Annotated in this window: 13 protein-coding genes; 6 read left to right on the top strand and 7 right to left on the bottom strand. The window is 37.4% G+C overall.

The window, feature by feature from the left end:
- Positions 1 to 213: 213 nt before the first annotated feature.
- From pulA to HMPREF1514_RS07265, 6 genes are all read right to left on the bottom strand, one after another.
- A complete protein-coding gene (gene pulA / locus HMPREF1514_RS07240; protein ID WP_037598367.1) occupies positions 214 to 2,289 on the bottom strand; it encodes a type I pullulanase in 2,076 nt (691 codons plus the stop codon).
- A gap of 13 nt (positions 2,290 to 2,302) precedes the next feature.
- Positions 2,303 to 3,289, bottom strand: a complete 987-nt coding sequence (locus HMPREF1514_RS07245) for a LacI family DNA-binding transcriptional regulator (RefSeq protein WP_037598370.1) — start codon at positions 3,287 to 3,289, stop codon at positions 2,303 to 2,305.
- 10 nt (positions 3,290 to 3,299) lie between these two features.
- On the bottom strand, positions 3,300 to 4,112 hold the full coding sequence (locus tag HMPREF1514_RS07250) for a maltodextrose utilization protein MalA (RefSeq protein ID WP_037598372.1): 813 nt from the start codon (positions 4,110 to 4,112) through the stop codon (positions 3,300 to 3,302).
- Between the two features lie 97 nt (positions 4,113 to 4,209).
- The gene (locus tag HMPREF1514_RS07255) at positions 4,210 to 5,052 is read right to left on the bottom strand and encodes a sugar ABC transporter permease (RefSeq protein ID WP_003040759.1); all 843 of its coding nucleotides are present in this window, start codon (positions 5,050 to 5,052) and stop codon (positions 4,210 to 4,212) included.
- A 1-nt stretch (position 5,053) separates the two neighbouring features.
- Positions 5,054 to 6,349, bottom strand: coding sequence for a sugar ABC transporter permease (locus HMPREF1514_RS07260; protein WP_003026675.1), 1,296 nt, complete (start codon positions 6,347 to 6,349; stop codon positions 5,054 to 5,056).
- Positions 6,350 to 6,422: 73 nt separating this feature from the next.
- A complete protein-coding gene (locus tag HMPREF1514_RS07265; RefSeq protein WP_037598374.1) occupies positions 6,423 to 7,685 on the bottom strand; it encodes an extracellular solute-binding protein in 1,263 nt (420 codons plus the stop codon).
- 327 nt (positions 7,686 to 8,012) lie between these two features.
- Between HMPREF1514_RS07265 and malQ the strand changes: the two genes are divergently transcribed.
- The 4 genes from malQ (at position 8,013) to nrdI (ending at position 13,163) form a co-directional block, all read left to right on the top strand.
- Complete coding sequence (gene malQ, locus HMPREF1514_RS07270) at positions 8,013 to 9,536, top strand: 4-alpha-glucanotransferase (protein WP_003071522.1); 1,524 nt, start codon at positions 8,013 to 8,015, stop codon at positions 9,534 to 9,536.
- A gap of 27 nt (positions 9,537 to 9,563) precedes the next feature.
- On the top strand, positions 9,564 to 11,825 hold the full coding sequence (gene glgP, locus HMPREF1514_RS07275; RefSeq protein ID WP_037598375.1) for a glycogen/starch/alpha-glucan family phosphorylase: 2,262 nt from the start codon (positions 9,564 to 9,566) through the stop codon (positions 11,823 to 11,825).
- Positions 11,826 to 12,122: 297 nt separating this feature from the next.
- Positions 12,123 to 12,632 carry an ABC transporter permease gene (locus HMPREF1514_RS07280; RefSeq protein WP_037598377.1) on the top strand — a complete coding sequence of 170 codons (510 nt, stop codon included), beginning with the start codon at positions 12,123 to 12,125 and terminating at the stop codon, positions 12,630 to 12,632.
- Positions 12,633 to 12,707: 75 nt separating this feature from the next.
- Positions 12,708 to 13,163 carry a class Ib ribonucleoside-diphosphate reductase assembly flavoprotein NrdI gene (gene nrdI / locus HMPREF1514_RS07285; RefSeq protein ID WP_003071516.1) on the top strand — a complete coding sequence of 152 codons (456 nt, stop codon included), beginning with the start codon at positions 12,708 to 12,710 and terminating at the stop codon, positions 13,161 to 13,163.
- Between the two features lie 51 nt (positions 13,164 to 13,214).
- Here nrdI and argS read toward each other — a convergent pair whose 3' ends face one another.
- On the bottom strand, positions 13,215 to 14,903 hold the full coding sequence (argS, locus tag HMPREF1514_RS07290) for an arginine--tRNA ligase (RefSeq protein ID WP_037598379.1): 1,689 nt from the start codon (positions 14,901 to 14,903) through the stop codon (positions 13,215 to 13,217).
- A 103-nt stretch (positions 14,904 to 15,006) separates the two neighbouring features.
- Between argS and argR the strand changes: the two genes are divergently transcribed.
- Together argR and mutS are read left to right on the top strand one after the other, a co-directional pair.
- A complete protein-coding gene (argR, locus tag HMPREF1514_RS07295) occupies positions 15,007 to 15,447 on the top strand; it encodes an arginine repressor (RefSeq protein WP_003071513.1) in 441 nt (146 codons plus the stop codon).
- 162 nt (positions 15,448 to 15,609) lie between these two features.
- The gene (gene mutS / locus HMPREF1514_RS07300; RefSeq protein ID WP_037598381.1) at positions 15,610 to 18,168 is read left to right on the top strand and encodes a DNA mismatch repair protein MutS; all 2,559 of its coding nucleotides are present in this window, start codon (positions 15,610 to 15,612) and stop codon (positions 18,166 to 18,168) included.
- Positions 18,169 to 18,335 lie beyond the last annotated feature (167 nt).

The following is an 18,335-nucleotide window of genomic DNA, read 5'->3' on the forward strand; positions in this document are numbered from 1 at the left end:
ATCAGATTAGCTGAATTAGCTAATCTGATGGTTTTTTGTTAGACACCTTTAAGACTGTCTGCCTTTTTTTAAGATCAAAATCAATAGGAAGTGAGCCAAAGAGTTTTTGTTTTAAAGTATAGAATGAAGTAAATCAATGATACAAGAGCTGGGTTCAAAAAGCACAGCTTTGAAAAGTGGGCAGGGCTGACAAAGCAAGTCTTCTTTCCATAATTATTTAAGTGCGAGAACTTGTTTTCCAGGGACAATATAGTAATCTTTGTTAGCATCGAGAGGAGTATCAAGGCTGATTTTAGGATAGTTGATAAACACAGCTTGTTTATCCTGATTTGGATAGATAAATGAATTGTTCCCAAAGTTAATGAGGATAGTGATTTGATTTTCTTTTTCTTTGATTTTGTATTTGACTATAGATTCATTCAGCCATTGGGCAGAGCAACAATTTTTGATTTCTGTACGTGTTTTCAAACGTAAGAGTGGATGTTTTTTTCTGAATTGAATGAGCTGACAGATAAATGCCACATCTTTCTCATATTCAATTGAGCGTAGCCAATCTAGACGGTTAATAGTATCTGGAGTATTATAAGTATTCTCAATGAGATTTTTGCTACGGAAAAATTCTTGACCACTATGAATGAATGGTACTCCTTGTGTCAACAAAGAGAGATGCAGAGCAAGTCGAGCATTGTCAAGTCGCTCTTTTAAATCAATCTTGGGATTTTGTATCGCAAAATAGTCAAAAGCAGTTGCATCGTCATGGCATTCTACATAGTTGATTGCTTGTTGCGGTGCGATAAAGTGTTCAGTACCTGTAAAACCAATATTGGCAGTTAAAATATTCTCTATAGAATTTATGGAATTTGTTTTTTGTATTTGTTCGCCTTTTGCGATGGTTGCTTTTATTGTATTGCGAAAATGATCATTGAAAAAACCATAACTTGGTAATTTGTCAGCATTGAACTGGTGAGCCAGTCTATTGTTATCTAGCCCCGTATTCATACGCCAGCCTTCTCCGTAAAGATAGACGTTCGGATAGAGAGATTGCAACTCCTCTGCAATCTGTTTCATGGTTTCTATATCTAAAATCCCCATGAGGTCAAAGCGGAATCCATCGAATCCGTAAATCGTTAACCATTGTTTGAGGGAATGCTTAATATAGCTACGAACCATTGCTCGTTCACTTGCTACATCATTTCCACAAAATGTACCATTTGTTAAATTACCGTTGTGATCGTAGCGGAAAAAATAACCTGGAACGATTTTTTCAAAAGCATAGGCTTTAGGATCGTAGACATGATTATAAACAACGTCCATGATAACGCTAATATCAGCTTTGTGGTAAGTAGTGATGGCTTCTTGCAATTCAACGATTCTTGCATATGGATCATGTGGATTAGTTGTAAAACTGCCGTCGGGAAGGTTGTATTGCATAGGGTCGTATCCCCAGTTATATACGAGCTCTGGATGATTTTCATCAACGCTGCCAAAATCATACAAAGGCATGAGCTGAATGTGAGTTACACCTAATTGTTTGATGTACTCCATCCCTAAAGTATGTTTTTGCAACTGCGGAGACTCTGTCAGAGATTTGAATTTACCAGGATAAGTAAACTTAGCTTCTTTTTGCATGGAAAAATCTCGCACACTCATCTCGTAAATAATGGCCTCTGTCATTGACATTTGTGTCTGTGCTCGATGGATAGGATGAGAAATTTTCTCTAAGTTAATTATGTAACTAGCTCCAGAATTACTTTCGGACGATAGAGCATAAGGGTCGTGAACTTCTACCCAGTGACCATTTACTTTGTGTAGATAGTAATAAGCAGCTCCATCAAAATTTCCGAATACTTCTGTTTGCCACACTCCCTTTTCTCCGAGAGTCATTGGGTAAACAGTATTTTGTAAATGAAGTAATACTTGTTCAGAAATTGGTGCCCAGAGCTTAAAAGTTGTTGCTTCCGGGGTATAATGAGCTCCTAAATCGTTTTCGTTGTAAGCAAACGTCTGGTCAAAAATTGGCTTTCTTACAATATGGCGAAATTGTAAGAACGTTTTATTACGATCTTGGTCGTAAATCCAATAATGTTCAGTTAAATCTAGCGGTTTTAGAGGAGTAAGGCTGTATTGCACGAAGTCGTCTTGTTCTTCCAGAGCTCTTATCTGTAAAATTTGTGGGCTATCGACCGTTTCGATTGTAAATTGTAATTGTTCAGTATAAAATTGTTTTTCTAACTCGATAGTGATGAGACTTTGGTCATCTAAGTAGGCTTGGAATATTCGGAAAGCCATAAACTTCCTTTCTTTATTGTTCGATAATGCGATGTGGAATTACTTGGCGATAACAAATTTGTCGATTTTCTTTGGTATCATTGATAATTTGCAGGATAGTTTTAAAAGAAATCCGCCCCAGTTCTAGCGTATTAATATCAACATAAGCTGTCAAGTCAAGTTTGGGTTTAATAGAGTCAAAAGCTAGAGTAGGAACAGATAATTGATTTTGATTTAAATAGTTGCAGACCCCTTCTGCTAGCATGCTATCTGTTGTGATAATCGCATCAATTTTTGAATCATGATTTAGAAGATGTTTTGTGAATTGATATCCTTTTTCTTCCAAAAATTCATTTGCAAATGCTGTGTTTTGAGGATCAAGCTCTAAGTGGTAATCTTCCAGCGCTTTTTGATACCCTTTATAACGATCTTGCGTTACAAATAGTCTTTTACTACCACCGATAAAGGCAATATTGCGGCAGCCTTTTTTGATAAAATATTCTGTTGCATCATATCCAGCTTGGATATTGTCATTATCCACCAAAGGAATAAACGGAGAAAGAGATTTTCCTAAAATTAAGAAAGGAAATTGTTCCTCACTAACCATTTTCACTAATGGATCATTTTCCTGAGAATAGAGAAAAATGAGCCCGTCCACACGTTTCCCTAGAACCATTTGGGAAATAGCTTCCATGCGCTCTTTTTCATTTTTCCCGGTCGCAATTTGAATAGCGTAGTGAAATTCAGAAGCTACCTGAGCAATCCCACGAAATACTGAAGGGAAAAATGGATTTTGATAAAAAGCATCGGAATCATCAGGTAAAACAACACCAATGACTTGTGTGTAACTGCTAACAAGACTACGTGCATTGAGATTAGGATGATAATTCAATTCCTTCATAGCTTTACGGACTCTTTTTTTGGTCTCATCGCTGATGCTGGATTTATTTTGGACAACACGGGTAACGGTAGAAGGCGAAACTCCTGCCAATTTAGCAACTTCTTTAATAGTAACTCGCATAAAAAACCTCCTACTTTTTCATTTTTTCATCACGGAAATGTGTCCGATAGAAAATAATGACGAGATAAAGAACAAAAAGAATGTTTTGAATGGTAATCATAGTGGTCATGGCTTGACCGAACAATAACCCTGCTGCAACAGCAATCAAAGTTGGCAAACCTAAACAATTCAAAGCAAAATGATAGCATTCTTTGACGGTTTTAAAAGAAAAAAGACGTGATTTTTTCGTTAAATAAAGGAAAAAGGTAGCTCCTAAGATGATGATGAAGAAATTCAGTGTCAAAAGACCGCCAGAAAGGAGAACGAGAAATAGACCGACTGTCACACGATTTTGTTGAAACCAATCTTGTGAAATGGCGGCACTGAGCGACTTTTTATTTTTTAGAGCAGCTTGATTGATATGCTGATATTGAATGTTTGCCAGTTTTTTTCCTTTTTTGCTGATAATCAGTTGTTTGGATCCAAAAGCAAGTGTTAGTTTTTCTCCTAAGGTAGACTGTTCTTTCCCTAGAAGGACAGTTCCTGCTTTGCTATTGTGAGTTGATTGCTGACCAGCATAGCTGAATTGATGATTTTCTATTTTAGCATTCTCTGTGATATCGTCCATTACTTCCTTTGTAACAGGGTCAAAAACACCATCTACAAAAGTAGTGAGTGGATAAGTCTTGAGAGACGCGTTTTGCACAGCAACTGGTATCATGGATAAGGAAATTAAAAAGATGCTTGTGAAAATCAATTGAAACCAGATCAGTAATTTTCGGTTGGCAAAAGGCTTTTTAAAACCGTAAATACTAGAAAAATAATTAAATGGATAAGGTAGCATAAGACACTCTTTCTAAAAATTTATAATCAGGTAATGGCTAATAAAGCAAAGTTTATTAGCTATCATACAACTATAAATAAAAGAGGGTGGGACAAGATTATCCCTTGTCGCCACCACTTGTTAAACCAGATACAAAGTTCTTTTGTAGGAAGAAGAATAAGATACAGATTGGCAAAGCAATCAGGATAGCGCCTGCTGAGAAGTAAGCAATCTTCAAATTCTTCACATCACTAACAAAGGTTTGTAAACCAACAGCAACTGTATAGAATTCTTTTTCACGAAGTAAGAAACTAGATAAGATGTAGTCTCCGAATGGTCCCATGAAAGCCCAGAGAGCTTGTACAGCAATCATTGGACGAACGAGTGGCAGTACAATTTGCCAGAAGCGTCTGAAGTGACCAGCACCGTCCAATTTAGCGGACTCATCAAGCGAGATAGGCACAGTATCAAAATATCCTTTCATGAGCCAAGCGTTCATTGGGATACCACCGCCGACATAAAGGAAGATGAGGAACCAACTGTGGTTGAGCGCATTTAACATCAAAGCCATAACGAAGAAGGCGGTCAGGGCAGCCATTGTTGGCACCATTTGAATGATTAAGAAGAAGATCAGACTTTGTTTTCTAGCTAGGAAATTATAACGACTATAAGCGTAACCAGCTAGTACAACTATACTTGTTTGGATAATCATTGTCAAGATAGCAATGATTAAAGTGTTAAAGTACCAAGTCCCATAAAGAGTTTCAGTAAAAAGCTTGCTAAAGTTTTCTAGGCTAAAATTAATATCTGTATCTAGCTTAAACGCAAGGACATTCCCTGTCTTGAAAGCAGACATAATCGTAATCAAGAGAGGATAGATAATGATAATAGATAAAGCCACTAGATAGAAATAAGTTAAAAAGTGGTTTAAACGGCGTTTAAATTTAATAGAATTATTCATCTTACACATCCTCCATATCAAATGCATGTAGTTTCTTGAACGCAATCATGGAGATTGAAATCACAATAAGAGAAATGATAAGTGTTACCGCAGCAGCCATTGAGTATTGAGGAGCTGCACCTGTCGTTAAACGATAAATCCATGAAATGAGGATGTCAGTCGAACCTGCACCACCACCAACTGTACCAGGACCGCCATCATTAAAGAGGTACATGATAGAGAAGTTGTTGAAGTTGAAAGTATACTGACTGATGAGTGTAGGAGCAGCAACTGCTAAAATCATTGGGAAAGTGATATTGCGGAATTTTTGCCATGCATTTGCACCATCAATGTAAGCTGCTTCGTAAAGATCGTTTGGAATGGATTGCAAGATACCAAGTGTCAATACATAAATGTAAGGGAAACCAAGCCAACCTTGCATCATAATTAGAGCAATTTTAGTCCAGGTCGGATCTGTTTTCCAAGGAATCAGATGTCCATTTAAGAATGGCAATACTTTACCAAGAAGCGGAATGACTTGGGTATTGATTGCACCGATACTATCGTTGAACATGTTACTGAAAGTTAAGATAGTGATGAATGCTGGGACAGCCCAAGGCAGTAAGAAGATAACGCCGAAAATGCGTTTTCCTTTAATAAATGGTTGGTTTGCAATAATAGCGGTAAAAATACCAATAACGATTTGGACAGTTGAGGCAGCCAGTGCCCAGATAATAGTCCAACCAAGAACGGCTCCAAAAGCAGAACGGAAAGTGCTAAGTCGCCAAATATTAGTGAAGTTTGTCACGCCAACCCAATCCAAGAGCTTGGTTGGAGGCAAATGTTGGAAATCATAGTTTGTAAAGGCGATTAAAAGAGTAACCAATACAGGGAAAATGATAGCAAAAGTCATTGCAATATATGAAGGAATAATCAATAGGTAAGGAAAACCATTAGCGTAAATTCCTTTTAACATATCTTTGAAAGTCGTAGGAACTGGATAATCATTATTCCAACGTTTCGCAATAGTATAAGCATCTTTTAGATTGAGAGCATAAAAGATGAAATAAACAATGACAAGAATAAAGTGGAATGCACCACGAATCAGCATGAAAAGAGAGTTATCGCGTCCAGGCACCTCACCGAGAGTAATTAAGTTTCCTAACTCAGGAGCAGCAATGGCGAAAAAGTAAATCAAAAATAAAATGGTAACTCCTAAAAAGATAGCCCCTTTTGCTTTTTGTTTATTATAAATTTGCCCAAGTCCTGGGATGAGGGAGAGCAGCAATGCTTTACGTGGCTGTTGTTGTGTAGTCATCAGAGCCTCCTTTGTCTAAAATATAGAACTCGACTGGTGCTGCCAATCGAGTTCTATCCTACCTCAATCTGTTTTATTTTTTACCAAATTTTTGATTGATAGTATCTTTAATCAATTTAACGGCATCATTTACAGCGGTTTTAGTATCTTTTTTACCACTTACAGCATCAAAGAGCATACTTGCTGCTGGATCCCATACAGTACTCATTTCAGAGATATTTGGCATAGGTTGAGCAGATTGGAATTGTTTAATAACAGCTGAAGTCAATTCATCATTCTTTCCTTCAGCGTATTTACGAGCCTCTGTGTTTGCAGGTACTTCGTTTGTAGCATCATAGAAAGCTTTTTGTTGTTCAGTCGAAGTCAAGAAGTTAACAAACTTTTGAGCTGTTTTGGCATTTTTAGATCCTGCAGGGATGACCCAAGCTTTACCACCACCAAAGGTTTGATAGTTTTTACCATTTGGAAGTGTAGGAATAGTGGCAACACCATAGTTCACTTTAGCTTCTTTGAATGATGCGGCTTTCCAAGGGCCTTCAATGATAGCAGCTGTTTTACCTGATTGGAATTGAGTTTGAATTAAGTTTGCGGCACCTTTAGTATCTTGCATTCCTTTTGGCCATTTTGCATACCAAGTTTTAGCGTATTCAACACCTTTGATAGAACCGTCATTTGCAAGTCCAATGTCTTTAGGATCGGTACCGTTCTTACCAAAGACATATCCACCATTACCAGCTAGCAGACCATAAGTGTAGTAGAAGTTTGTCCAGTCAGCAAGGAACCCAGTTGTTTTGCCATTTTCGTTAGCAAAAGCATATTTGCTGTCTTTTGCAAGTTCTTCTAATTCAGCAAAAGTAGTAGGTGCTTTAGAAACAAGGTCTTTATTGTAGTACATTACTAATGTTTCGATAACAGCAGGTGCGCCATAAGTCTTACCTTTTGTAGTTACGAGTGCTTTTGTTGTGTCATCAGTCATTGAACCTTTGTCAAGTTTCACTTCTGAAAGTTGGCCGTCTGAACCGAGACTACCTACGCGGTCATATGGAGACATCATAACGTCTGGAGCCTTGCCAGATTGGTTGTCAAGTGAAAGATTTTCAAGACCTTTAAGTTGGTCTCCAGTTTTAATAGTAACTTTTGTTCCACTTTCTTTTTCAAAAGCTTCAGCTGCTTTCTTTACATATTTTTCGTATTGTTTTTCTACGTAAATAGTGAGGTTTTTACCATCACCAGAAGAAGCTGATTTATTATTTTTGCTACCGCAAGCTACTAGTAACAAACTAGCTAATCCTACAGTTCCAAGAACTGCAACACTTTTCAACACTTTATGTTTCATGATTTATTCCTCCTAAAGAATAAAATAATAAGATGATAATTTAATTAGTTTACGCAAACGTTTTCTTAAACTGAGATTAGTATACCATAAATAGAAAACGGTTGCAACACTTTTTTTAAAAATCTTAAAAATTTTTTATTTCTCACTCAAAAATGTTGACAGAATATAGAAGAAAAGGAGAGGATTGTCCAAAATATTTTAAAAAATAATAAAAAAAGCAGAAAAATGGTTGCGTCCATTTTGGAATTAAGTTATAATCAAATCAACGCAAACGTTTTCGTTAAATGAATGCAAAATTTAACAGAAAAATTTATTGAGGTGAAAAAGATGAAAGAGCGTCAAAGTGGTGTTCTCATGCATATTTCTTCTCTGCCAGGAAAATATGGAATTGGTTCATTTGGGAAAAGTGCTTACGATTTTGTCGATTTTCTGGTGAGAACTAAGCAACGTTACTGGCAAATATTGCCACTAGGAACAACTAGTTATGGAGATTCTCCATATCAATCTTTCTCTGCATTTGCGGGAAATACACATTTTATTGATTTTGATCGATTGATTGAAGAAGGATTGCTTGTGCAAAGTGATCTTGAAGGGTTAGACTTTGGTCAGGATCCAAGAAAAGTAGATTATGCGAAAGTGTTTAACAATCGCAGACCTGTTTTGGAAAAAGCTGTGAAACGTTTCTTAGAATGTGGAGATTTGGCAGCCTATGAAAAATTTGTGGCTGACAATTCATCATGGCTTGAAGTATTTGTTGAATACATGGCGATTAAAGAATATTTTGACTTGAAAGCTTGGACTGAATGGCCAGATGCGGCTCTTCGGCGTCGTGAAGCAGCTAGTTTAGCTCATTATCGTGAAAAATTAGCTGACAGATTGACTTATCATCGTGTAACGCAGTATCTTTTCTTTAAACAATGGTTAGAATTAAAAGCGTATGCCAATGAACATTACATTGAAATTGTCGGCGATATGCCAATCTATGTAGCAGCTGATAGCTGTGATGTTTGGGCACAACCACACTTCTTTAAAACAGATGAGCTAGGGCAGCCTACATGCGTAGCGGGATGCCCACCAGATGAATTCTCTGCAACTGGCCAACTCTGGGGGAACCCAATTTATGACTGGAAAGCAATGGATAAAGATGGTTATAGTTGGTGGATTAAACGCCTACGTGAAAGCTTCAAGATTTATGATGTAGTGCGTATTGATCATTTCCGTGGATTTGAATCTTACTGGGAAATCCCTGCTAGTTCCGATACAGCAGCTCCTGGTAAATGGGTTAAGGGACCTGACTATGCTTTGTTTAAAGCAGTGAAAGAAGAGTTAGGTGATCTGAATATTATTGCTGAAGACTTGGGCTTTATGACCGATGAAGTGATTGCTTTACGTGAAAAGACAGGCTTCCCTGGTATGAAAGTGACTCAATTTGCTTTTAATCCAGACAGCGAAAGCATTGATAGTCCACACTTAGCACCTAACAATTCTGTCATGTATACAGGTACGCACGATAATAATACTGTTCTTGGTTGGTATCGCGATGAAATTGATGATGCTACACGTGAATATATGGCTCAATACACCAATCGTAAGGAATATGAAACAGTACCTCATGCTATGTTACGGACTATCTTTGCTTCTGTCAGCTTTATGGCAATTGCAACCATGCAAGATTTGCTTGAATTAGATGGTTCAGCTCGCATGAACTATCCATCAACTATTGGTGGAAATTGGTCCTGGCGTATGACAGCAGATGAATTGAATCCTGTGGTTGAAGCAGAGTTATATAGCTTGACGAAAACATATCGTCGTGTAAATAAAAAATTATTAAATCATGAAAATGAACTCTAGTGTTTGTTTTCTAGTCTAGGAGAAAAAATGTCAAACTTACAAGAATATATTAAGAAAAATTATCAAAAAGGAATTGCTGAATGTAGCAATGAAGAATTGTATATTGCCCTTTTAAACTATACAAAATTAGCTAGTGCACAAAAATCAGTTAATACTGGTAAAAAGAAGCTTTACTATATTTCTGCCGAGTTTTTGATTGGGAAACTTTTGTCAAACAACCTAATTAACCTTGGCCTTTATGACAATGTTAAAAAAGAGTTAGCAGACGCTGGTAAAGATCTAATTGAAGTTGAAGAAGTAGAATTAGAACCTTCACTTGGAAATGGCGGTTTGGGACGTCTGGCTGCTTGTTTCCTTGATTCAATTGCGACTCTTGGTTTGAATGGAGATGGTGTTGGACTAAATTATCACTTTGGTTTGTTCCAACAAGTCTTGAAAAATAATGAGCAAACAACAGTTCCAAACTTCTGGCTAACTGAACAAAATTGGTTGGTAAAATCAAGCCGTAGCTATCAAGTACCATTTGCTAATTTTACATTAACATCAACTCTTTATGATATTGATGTGCCTGGTTACAAGACGGCTACTAAAAACCGCCTTCGTCTGTTCGATCTTGACTCAGTTGATGCAAGTATCATTGAAGATGGGATTGACTTTGATAAGACAGATATCGCTCGTAATTTGACTCTATTCCTTTACCCAGATGATAGTAATAAGCAAGGTGAATTGCTTCGTATCTTCCAACAATACTTCATGGTATCAAATGGTGCGCAATTGATTCTTGATGAAGCGATTGAAAAAGGGAGCAATCTTCATGACTTGGCTGACTACGCAGTTGTGCAAATTAATGATACTCACCCATCAATGGTCATTCCTGAGTTGATTCGTCTCTTGACTGCACGTGGGATTGAGCTTGATGAAGCAATCTCAATCGTTCGTAATATGACTGCTTATACAAACCATACTATTCTTGCAGAAGCATTGGAAAAATGGCCGCTTGAATTCTTGGAAGAAGTTGTTCCACACTTGGTTCCAATTATCAAAGAATTGGATAAACGCGTAAAAGCAGAATATGCAGATCCGGCTGTTCAAATTATTGATGAAAACAATCGAGTACACATGGCGCACATGGATATTCACTATGGATATAGTGTAAATGGTGTTGCAGCACTTCATACAGAAATTTTGAAGAACTCAGAGCTTAAAGCTTTCTACGATGTTTATCCAGAAAAATTCAACAATAAGACAAATGGTATTACGTTCCGTCGTTGGCTCATGCATGCAAACCCACGTTTATCAAATTATATCGATAGCTTGATTGGGCGTGATTGGCATCATGATGCTTCAAAATTAGAAGATTTACTTGATTTTTCTGACAAGGCTGATGTAAAAGCTGAACTTGAAAAAATCAAAGCTCACAACAAACGGAAATTGGCTCGTCATTTGAAGGAACACCAAGGTGTTGAAATCAATCCAAACTCTATTTTTGATATCCAAATCAAACGTCTTCACGAATACAAACGCCAACAAATGAATGCTCTTTATGTTATTCATAAATATTTGGACATCAAGGCTGGGAATATTCCTGCACGTCCAATTACGGTCTTCTTTGGTGGTAAAGCTGCTCCAGCATACACAATCGCTCAAGATATTATCCATTTGATTCTTTGCTTGTCAGAGGTGATAGCTAATGACCCAGAAGTTTCTCCATATTTGCAAGTCGTCATGGTTGAAAATTACAATGTTACTGCAGCTAGCTTCTTAATTGCAGCTGGTGATATTTCTGAGCAGATCTCTCTTGCTTCTAAAGAAGCTTCAGGTACTGGTAACATGAAATTCATGTTGAATGGTGCATTGACACTTGGTACTATGGATGGCGCTAATGTAGAGATTGCTGAATTGGTAGGCCAAGACAATATCTACATCTTTGGTGAAGATTCTGAAACAGTTATTGATCTGTATGCGAAAGAAGCGTACAAATCATCAGATTTCTATGCTCGTGAAGCAATCAAACCGTTGGTTGATTTCATTGTTAGTGATACGGTTCTCGCAGTTGGTAAGAAAGAACGCTTAGAACGTCTCTATAATGAATTGATTCATAAAGATTGGTTCATGACGCTTCTTGACTTAGAAGATTATATCAAAACGAAAGAACGTATGTTTAAGGATTATGAAGACCGTGATGTTTGGCTTGAAAAAGTTCTGATTAACATTGCGAAAGCAGGCTTCTTCTCAGCAGACCGTACCATTGCCCAATATAACAATGAAATTTGGCATTTGAACGCTTAGTTTAAAATCTGGGATTTTCCCAGATTTTTTATTTATGTGGCTTTCATTTCTTCTTATTCTGATAAGTGTAAGGCAAATAAGGGAATAAGACGAAACCACAAAGCAACGCTTTGAGTGATCACTTACTAGCCTGCTCGTATATCAACAAGAGTAGTTTGATATTGTCCCAGACTCCATGATTTTTGATAGTATAAGCAGAATGACATTTTCTGTAACTTTGTTTATTTTTGTTGCCTTTTTTTACTGCTTACGTTATAATAAATAAAACTGAAAACTCTTTTAAGCAGGAGGCTTATTGTGAAAAAACGACCAATTTATTTATATGTATTGCTGACGGTATCAGCCATTTTATCATCGTTTACATTCATAGGAACTTTTTTTGGCAGTGAAAAAATAACGAATACAAGTTCCTACAAAGGTTTATCTGAAACAGTTGTAAAACAAATAGTGAAAGTGACTGAAAAGAGTCTTGTCTTTCTTCATAATGGTCCCCATAAATTATTAACTATCCTTTCTATTCTGTTGTTGATAGCTGCTGTTGTTTTCATTGTTAAGAAAAACATTTTATACGCTAATTTTGCCTATATTGCCTATGTATTATTAGGAATTATTGGAACAATTTACAATTACGTAGGTGGGATGCCGCTAAACTATCTTTATCAAGATCAAACGATGCGTGCTACAGCAATTTCATCGACAAGAATTCTGACTATTATCTATTTTGCTTTTAATATTCTTTTCCTTGTTATTGTCTTTTTCAAGATGAAACGGCAGCAACAAGACTTAGCAAAAAAAGAATTGCAATAGTTGACAAAACATATCTATCAGCTTAAAATTTTAAGAGAATGATAGATATGTTTTAATTTTAGAAAGAGAGAAACTATGAAAATTTCCTTAGTTTATATTAGTTTGAGTGGAAATACAGCGAGTTTTATCAAACGCTTATCTGCATTTTTGCAAGAGAGACATGAAAGCGTTGAGATTGAGCAAGTGGATATAAAAGATATGGTGAAAGCAGGACGACCATTTTATGCCATGTCTCAGCCTTTTATAGCTTTTTTGCCAACTTACTTAGAAGGTGGAAATGGTCTGGACAATGGCGATGTCGAAATTCTTACCAATGATTTAGGTGATTTTATTGCTTTTGAAGAAAATTATAAGCGTTGTTTTGGCATTGTTGGCAGTGGTAATCGTAATTTTAACCACCAATATTGTTTAACAGCTAAACAATATTCAGAACGATTTGGCTTTCCAGTCTTAGATACATTTGAGCTTCGTGGCTTGAATGAAGATATTAAACGAATTGGTCTAAAAATCGAAGAATTATACGGGCTATAAGACAAAAACCTATCGATATATCGATAGGTTTTTATGATACCATTAAAATAATTACATTTTTTTTGGAGCGTCAACACCGAGAAGACGAAGAGCTTCTTTTAGAACAACAGCTGTTGCATAGCTGAGAGCTAAGCGGCTGTCACGTTCAGGACTTTCGTCCAAAATACGCGTATGAGCGTAGAACTTGTTGAATGCTTGTGCAAGGCTGATAGCATATTTTGCAATGAGTGATGGATCATAATTGTCAGCTGCACGTTTAACAACACGGGCGAAATCTTGCAGCAGTTTAATGATTTCCCAGCTTTCAGCATCTTTAAGGCTATATGTTGCTTCAACACTTGGCTTAAAATCAGCTTTGCGAAGGATGGATTGGATACGCGCATAAGCGTATTGGATATATGGACCTGTTTCTCCTTCAAAGGACACCATTGCTTCCAAATCAAAGTCGTAACCGTTGCGGCGGTCTGTTTTTAAATCGTAGAATTTGACAGCTCCCACACCGACAGCACGAGCAACAGTATCTTTGTTTTCAAGATCAGGATTTTTAGCTTCAATTTGGTTCTTCGCACGACTGATAGCTTCTTGAAGGGTTGGTTCAAGCAGAATGATATTACCTTTACGTGTAGACAATTTTTGACGGTTCTTTGTCACCAAACCAAAGTCTACATGAATCATATCGTCGCTCCAGCCGAATCCCATTTTCTTTAAAACAGCTTTCAATTGTCTAAAGTGGTTAGCTTGTTCTTGACCCACAGCATAAACATTTTTGACGAAGTTATAAGTACGGGCGCGGTACATAGCTGTGGCAATATCACGGGTAATGTAGAGAGTAGCACCATCAGATTTTTTAATCATAGCTGGCGGAAGGTTGACATCATCAAGATTGACGATGCTTGCTCCTTTAGATTCTTCTAGCAATCCTTTTTCTTCAAGGAGCTTAATTCCTTCGTCCATCTTGTCATTATAGAAGGCTTCACCGGCTAGGCTGTCAAATTCAACACCAAGCAATTTATAGATGCGGTTAAATTCTTTCAGACTTTCATCACGGAACCATTGCCATAATTCCGTAGCTTCAGGGTCACCGTCTTCTAATTTTTTGAACCAAAGACGTCCTTCGTCATCAAGTTCAGGATCGGTTTCAATTTCCGCATTGATTCGGACATAGAGTTTTAATAACTCGTCAATTGGACTGGCTTCAACAGCTTCTTTGCTGCCCCATTTTTTATAAGCGACCATCAGAAGTCCGAATTGTTTACCCCAGTCACCCAAGTGGTTGATTTTAATGGTGTTGTAGCCTAGTTTACGGAAAATATTAGAGAGAGCATCTCCGATAACGGTGGAGCGCAAATGACCAACTGAAAAGGGTTTTGCAATGTTAGGACTGGAGAGGTCAATTGTGATGTTTTCTCCATGCCCTTCATCTTGTTGCCCGTAGTTATTTCCTTCTTTTACAATTTCTTTAATAACTTGAGCTGAAATTTTTGATTTATCAAGAAAGAAGTTTACATAAGGACCTGTTGCTACCACTTTTTCAAAGTTTGTCGTATCAATCTTTTCTGCAATATCTGTAGCAATGATTTGAGGAGCTTTACGTTCTACTTTTGCTAAAGAGAAGGCAGGAAAGGCAATATCGCCTAACTCTGAGCTTTTTGGTTGTTCTAGTAAATTAAAAATAGCATCTTGGTCTAAGCTGTCAATGACCTTAGCCAATTCGCTTGCAATCAATTGTTTATTATTCATGGTTTCTCCTTTGGTCTTTTACTAGTATTTTAACATATTTTTTGACGAATCTTCAATTTTTTTGATATAATTTAGAGTATAAATATACATTGTTGAGGATAAAATGAAAAAAACTGAGCGTCATAAACTGATCAAGAAAATAATTAAGGAAGAGAAACTAAGCACACAGAAAGATATTCAGGATCGTTTGAAAGTACAAGGAGTTATTGTCACACAAACAACACTCTCTCGAGATTTACGAGAAATTGGCTTGACGAAAGCCAAGAAAAACCATGAAGTTTATTATGTTTTAGCGGATGAAACAAACAAGATTGATCTGGTTGAATTCTTATCTTATCATTTGCAGGGAGTTTCTCGGGCTGAATTTTCCTTGGTTCTTCATACGCGCTTAGGAGACGCTTCTATTTTAGCTAACTTCGTGGATGCTAATAAAGGAGAGTTGATTTTAGGAACGGTAGCAGGAGCCAACACGCTCTTAGTGATCTGTCGTGATACAGCAGCTGCTAAACAAATGGAAGAGCAGCTCCTTGAGAAAATGGATTAAGAGGAGAAGATGATGAAGCTGAGATAGAAGCGCTCAGCTTCCTTTATTTATATAGTTCTAATGACAAGATGTAGTGTGAGTGGGATGACGAAATTAAGTGTCTCCGAAATATTTAATTTCTGTCCGACTCTCATTGCTATTTAATAAACGGAAAGGTTGAGAATGACAAAAGAAAAACTATCTCCGGGAATGCAACAGTATTTAGATATAAAAAAAGATTATCCGGATGCTTTTTTGCTATTTCGCATGGGAGATTTTTATGAATTATTCTATGAAGATGCGATCAATGCAGCACAGATTTTAGAAATTGCTCTGACTAGCCGTAATAAAAATTCGGAAAATCCAATCCCGATGGCAGGAGTTCCCTACCATTCGGTGCAACAGTATATTGATGTTTTAATTGAATCGGGCTATAAAGTAGCGATTGCAGAGCAGGTGGAAGATCCTAAAAAAGCAGTTGGTGTAGTCAAACGTGAGGTGGTACAAGTCATCACACCGGGGACAGTCGTTGATTCTTCAAAACCAGATAGTCAAAATAATTTCTTGGTAGCTTTAGATAAACTAGAAAATTTATATGGGCTGGCTTACATGGACTTGGTTACAGGTGAATTTCAGGTCACAAGTCTTAGTGACTTTAACATGGTCTGTGGAGAAATTCGGAACTTGCGAGCGCGTGAAGTGGTCTTAGGATATGAATTACCTGAATCAGAGCACCAAGTGTTGGCAAATCAAATGAATTTGTTATTATCACAGGTGGGAACTGCTTTTGAAGATGTTCAGCTATTAGGGGATGAATTGTCTCGCTTAGAACATCAAGTAGCTGGAAAACTGTTAGAATATGTTCATCAGACGCAGCTGCGTGAGCTTAGTCACTTAAAGCGAGTTCATCATTATGAAATCAAGGATTTCTTACAGATGGATTATGCAACCATGGCAAGTCTGGATTTAACAGAGAATGCACGTACAGGAAAGAAGCACGGTAGTCTGTATTGGCTGATGGATGAGACCAAGACAGCTATGGGGACGCGACTTTTAAGAAGATGGATTCAGCAGCCCTTGATTGACAAAGAGCGAATCCTTAAGCGGCAGGATGTCGTGCAGGTATTTCTAGATTATTTTTTTGAGCGCAGTGATTTAGCAGATAGTCTCAAAGGTGTGTATGACATTGAGCGTTTAGCCAGTCGTGTTTCGTTTGGAAAGACCAATCCGAAAGATTTATTGCAGTTGGCGGCAACATTGAGCAATGTCCCTCAGATTAAGGGAATTTTACAAGGAATTGATCATCCTGTTTTGGGACAGTTGATTGAAAACTTGGATGACATTCCAGAATTGGCAAACTTGATTCAGTCGGCAATTTCTCCCGATGCTCCAAATGTTATTACTGAAGGGAATATCATTCAAACTGGTTTTGATGAAACCTTAGATAAGTATCGAGTGGTTATGCGAGATGGTACGAGCTGGATTGCTGATATCGAAGCGAAAGAAAGGGCGGCTAGTGGGATTAATAATCTAAAAATTGATTACAATAAAAAAGATGGTTATTATTTCCATGTTACTAATTCACAGTTGGAGCACGTACCTAGCCACTTTTTCCGAAAAGCAACGTTGAAAAATTCAGAACGATTTGGTACAGAGGAATTGGCTCGTATTGAAGGCGAAATGTTGGAAGCGCGTGAAAAATCTGCTAATTTAGAATATGAGATTTTTATGCGTATTCGTGAAGAAGCTGGCAAATATATCAAGCGTCTGCAATCCTTGGCACAAACTCTGGCAACGATTGATGTATTACAAAGTTTTGCAGCAGTTGCTGAAAAGCAACACTTTGTACGCCCAGAATTTATTGAACATCCTTCCATTGAAATTGATAAGGGACGGCATGCGGTTGTAGAAAAGGTCATGGGTGCACAAACCTATATTCCTAACAGCATTTCAATGGATGAAAATGTCAACGTTCAGCTAATTACAGGTCCAAATATGAGTGGGAAGTCAACCTATATGCGTCAATTAGCGATTATTGTTATTATGGCTCAAATGGGTTCCTATGTTTCAGCTGAGAGTGCTCAATTACCAATTTTTGATGCCATCTTCACTCGAATTGGTGCGGCAGATGACTTGGTATCTGGACAATCAACCTTTATGGTAGAAATGATGGAAGCAAATCATGCTATTTCTCAAGCAACAGAACACTCTCTTATTCTTTTTGATGAGTTGGGAAGAGGGACAGCGACATATGATGGGATGGCTCTTGCTCAGGCGATTATTGAATATATCCACAATCGAACAGGGGCAAAGACCCTTTTTGCCACACACTATCATGAGTTGACAGACTTGTCAACTAGCTTGACACAGTTAGAAAATGTTCATGTGGCAACTTTAGAAAAAGATGGGCAAGTGACCTTCCTTCATAAGATTGAGGCTGGTCCTGCGGATAAATCTTATGGGATTCATGTGGCAAAAATTGCAGGTTTACCAAATGATTTGCTGATGAGAGCAGACCAGATACTAGCAAAACTAGAAGAACAAGCAAATGAGAAACCATCTCTCAATCCTTCTAATAAAGGAGCTAATGATAGCAAGGAAAATCAAGTATCTGAGCAAATATCTTTATTCACAGAAACAACTGAATCACCTATTTTAGATGAACTACGTCAGTTGGATATTTATAATATGACCCCAATGGAAGTGATGCTAGCTGTAGCTGAGATGAAAAAGAAGTTGTGAAATGGTGGAATCAGAGTTTGACGAGATAATCAAGCTCTGATTTTTATTAATTTTCGCTACTACAAAAGGGTATCAGAGCCGACCGAAAATCTGACAGTTCGCTTTAAGTGTTCGATCTGCAAGCAAACAACTACACTTTTTCCTTGGCCTTGAAAGGTTAACTAAGC

The organism is Streptococcus sp. AS20, assembly GCF_000524255.1.
Classification (GTDB): Bacteria; Bacillota; Bacilli; order Lactobacillales; family Streptococcaceae; genus Streptococcus; species Streptococcus constellatus.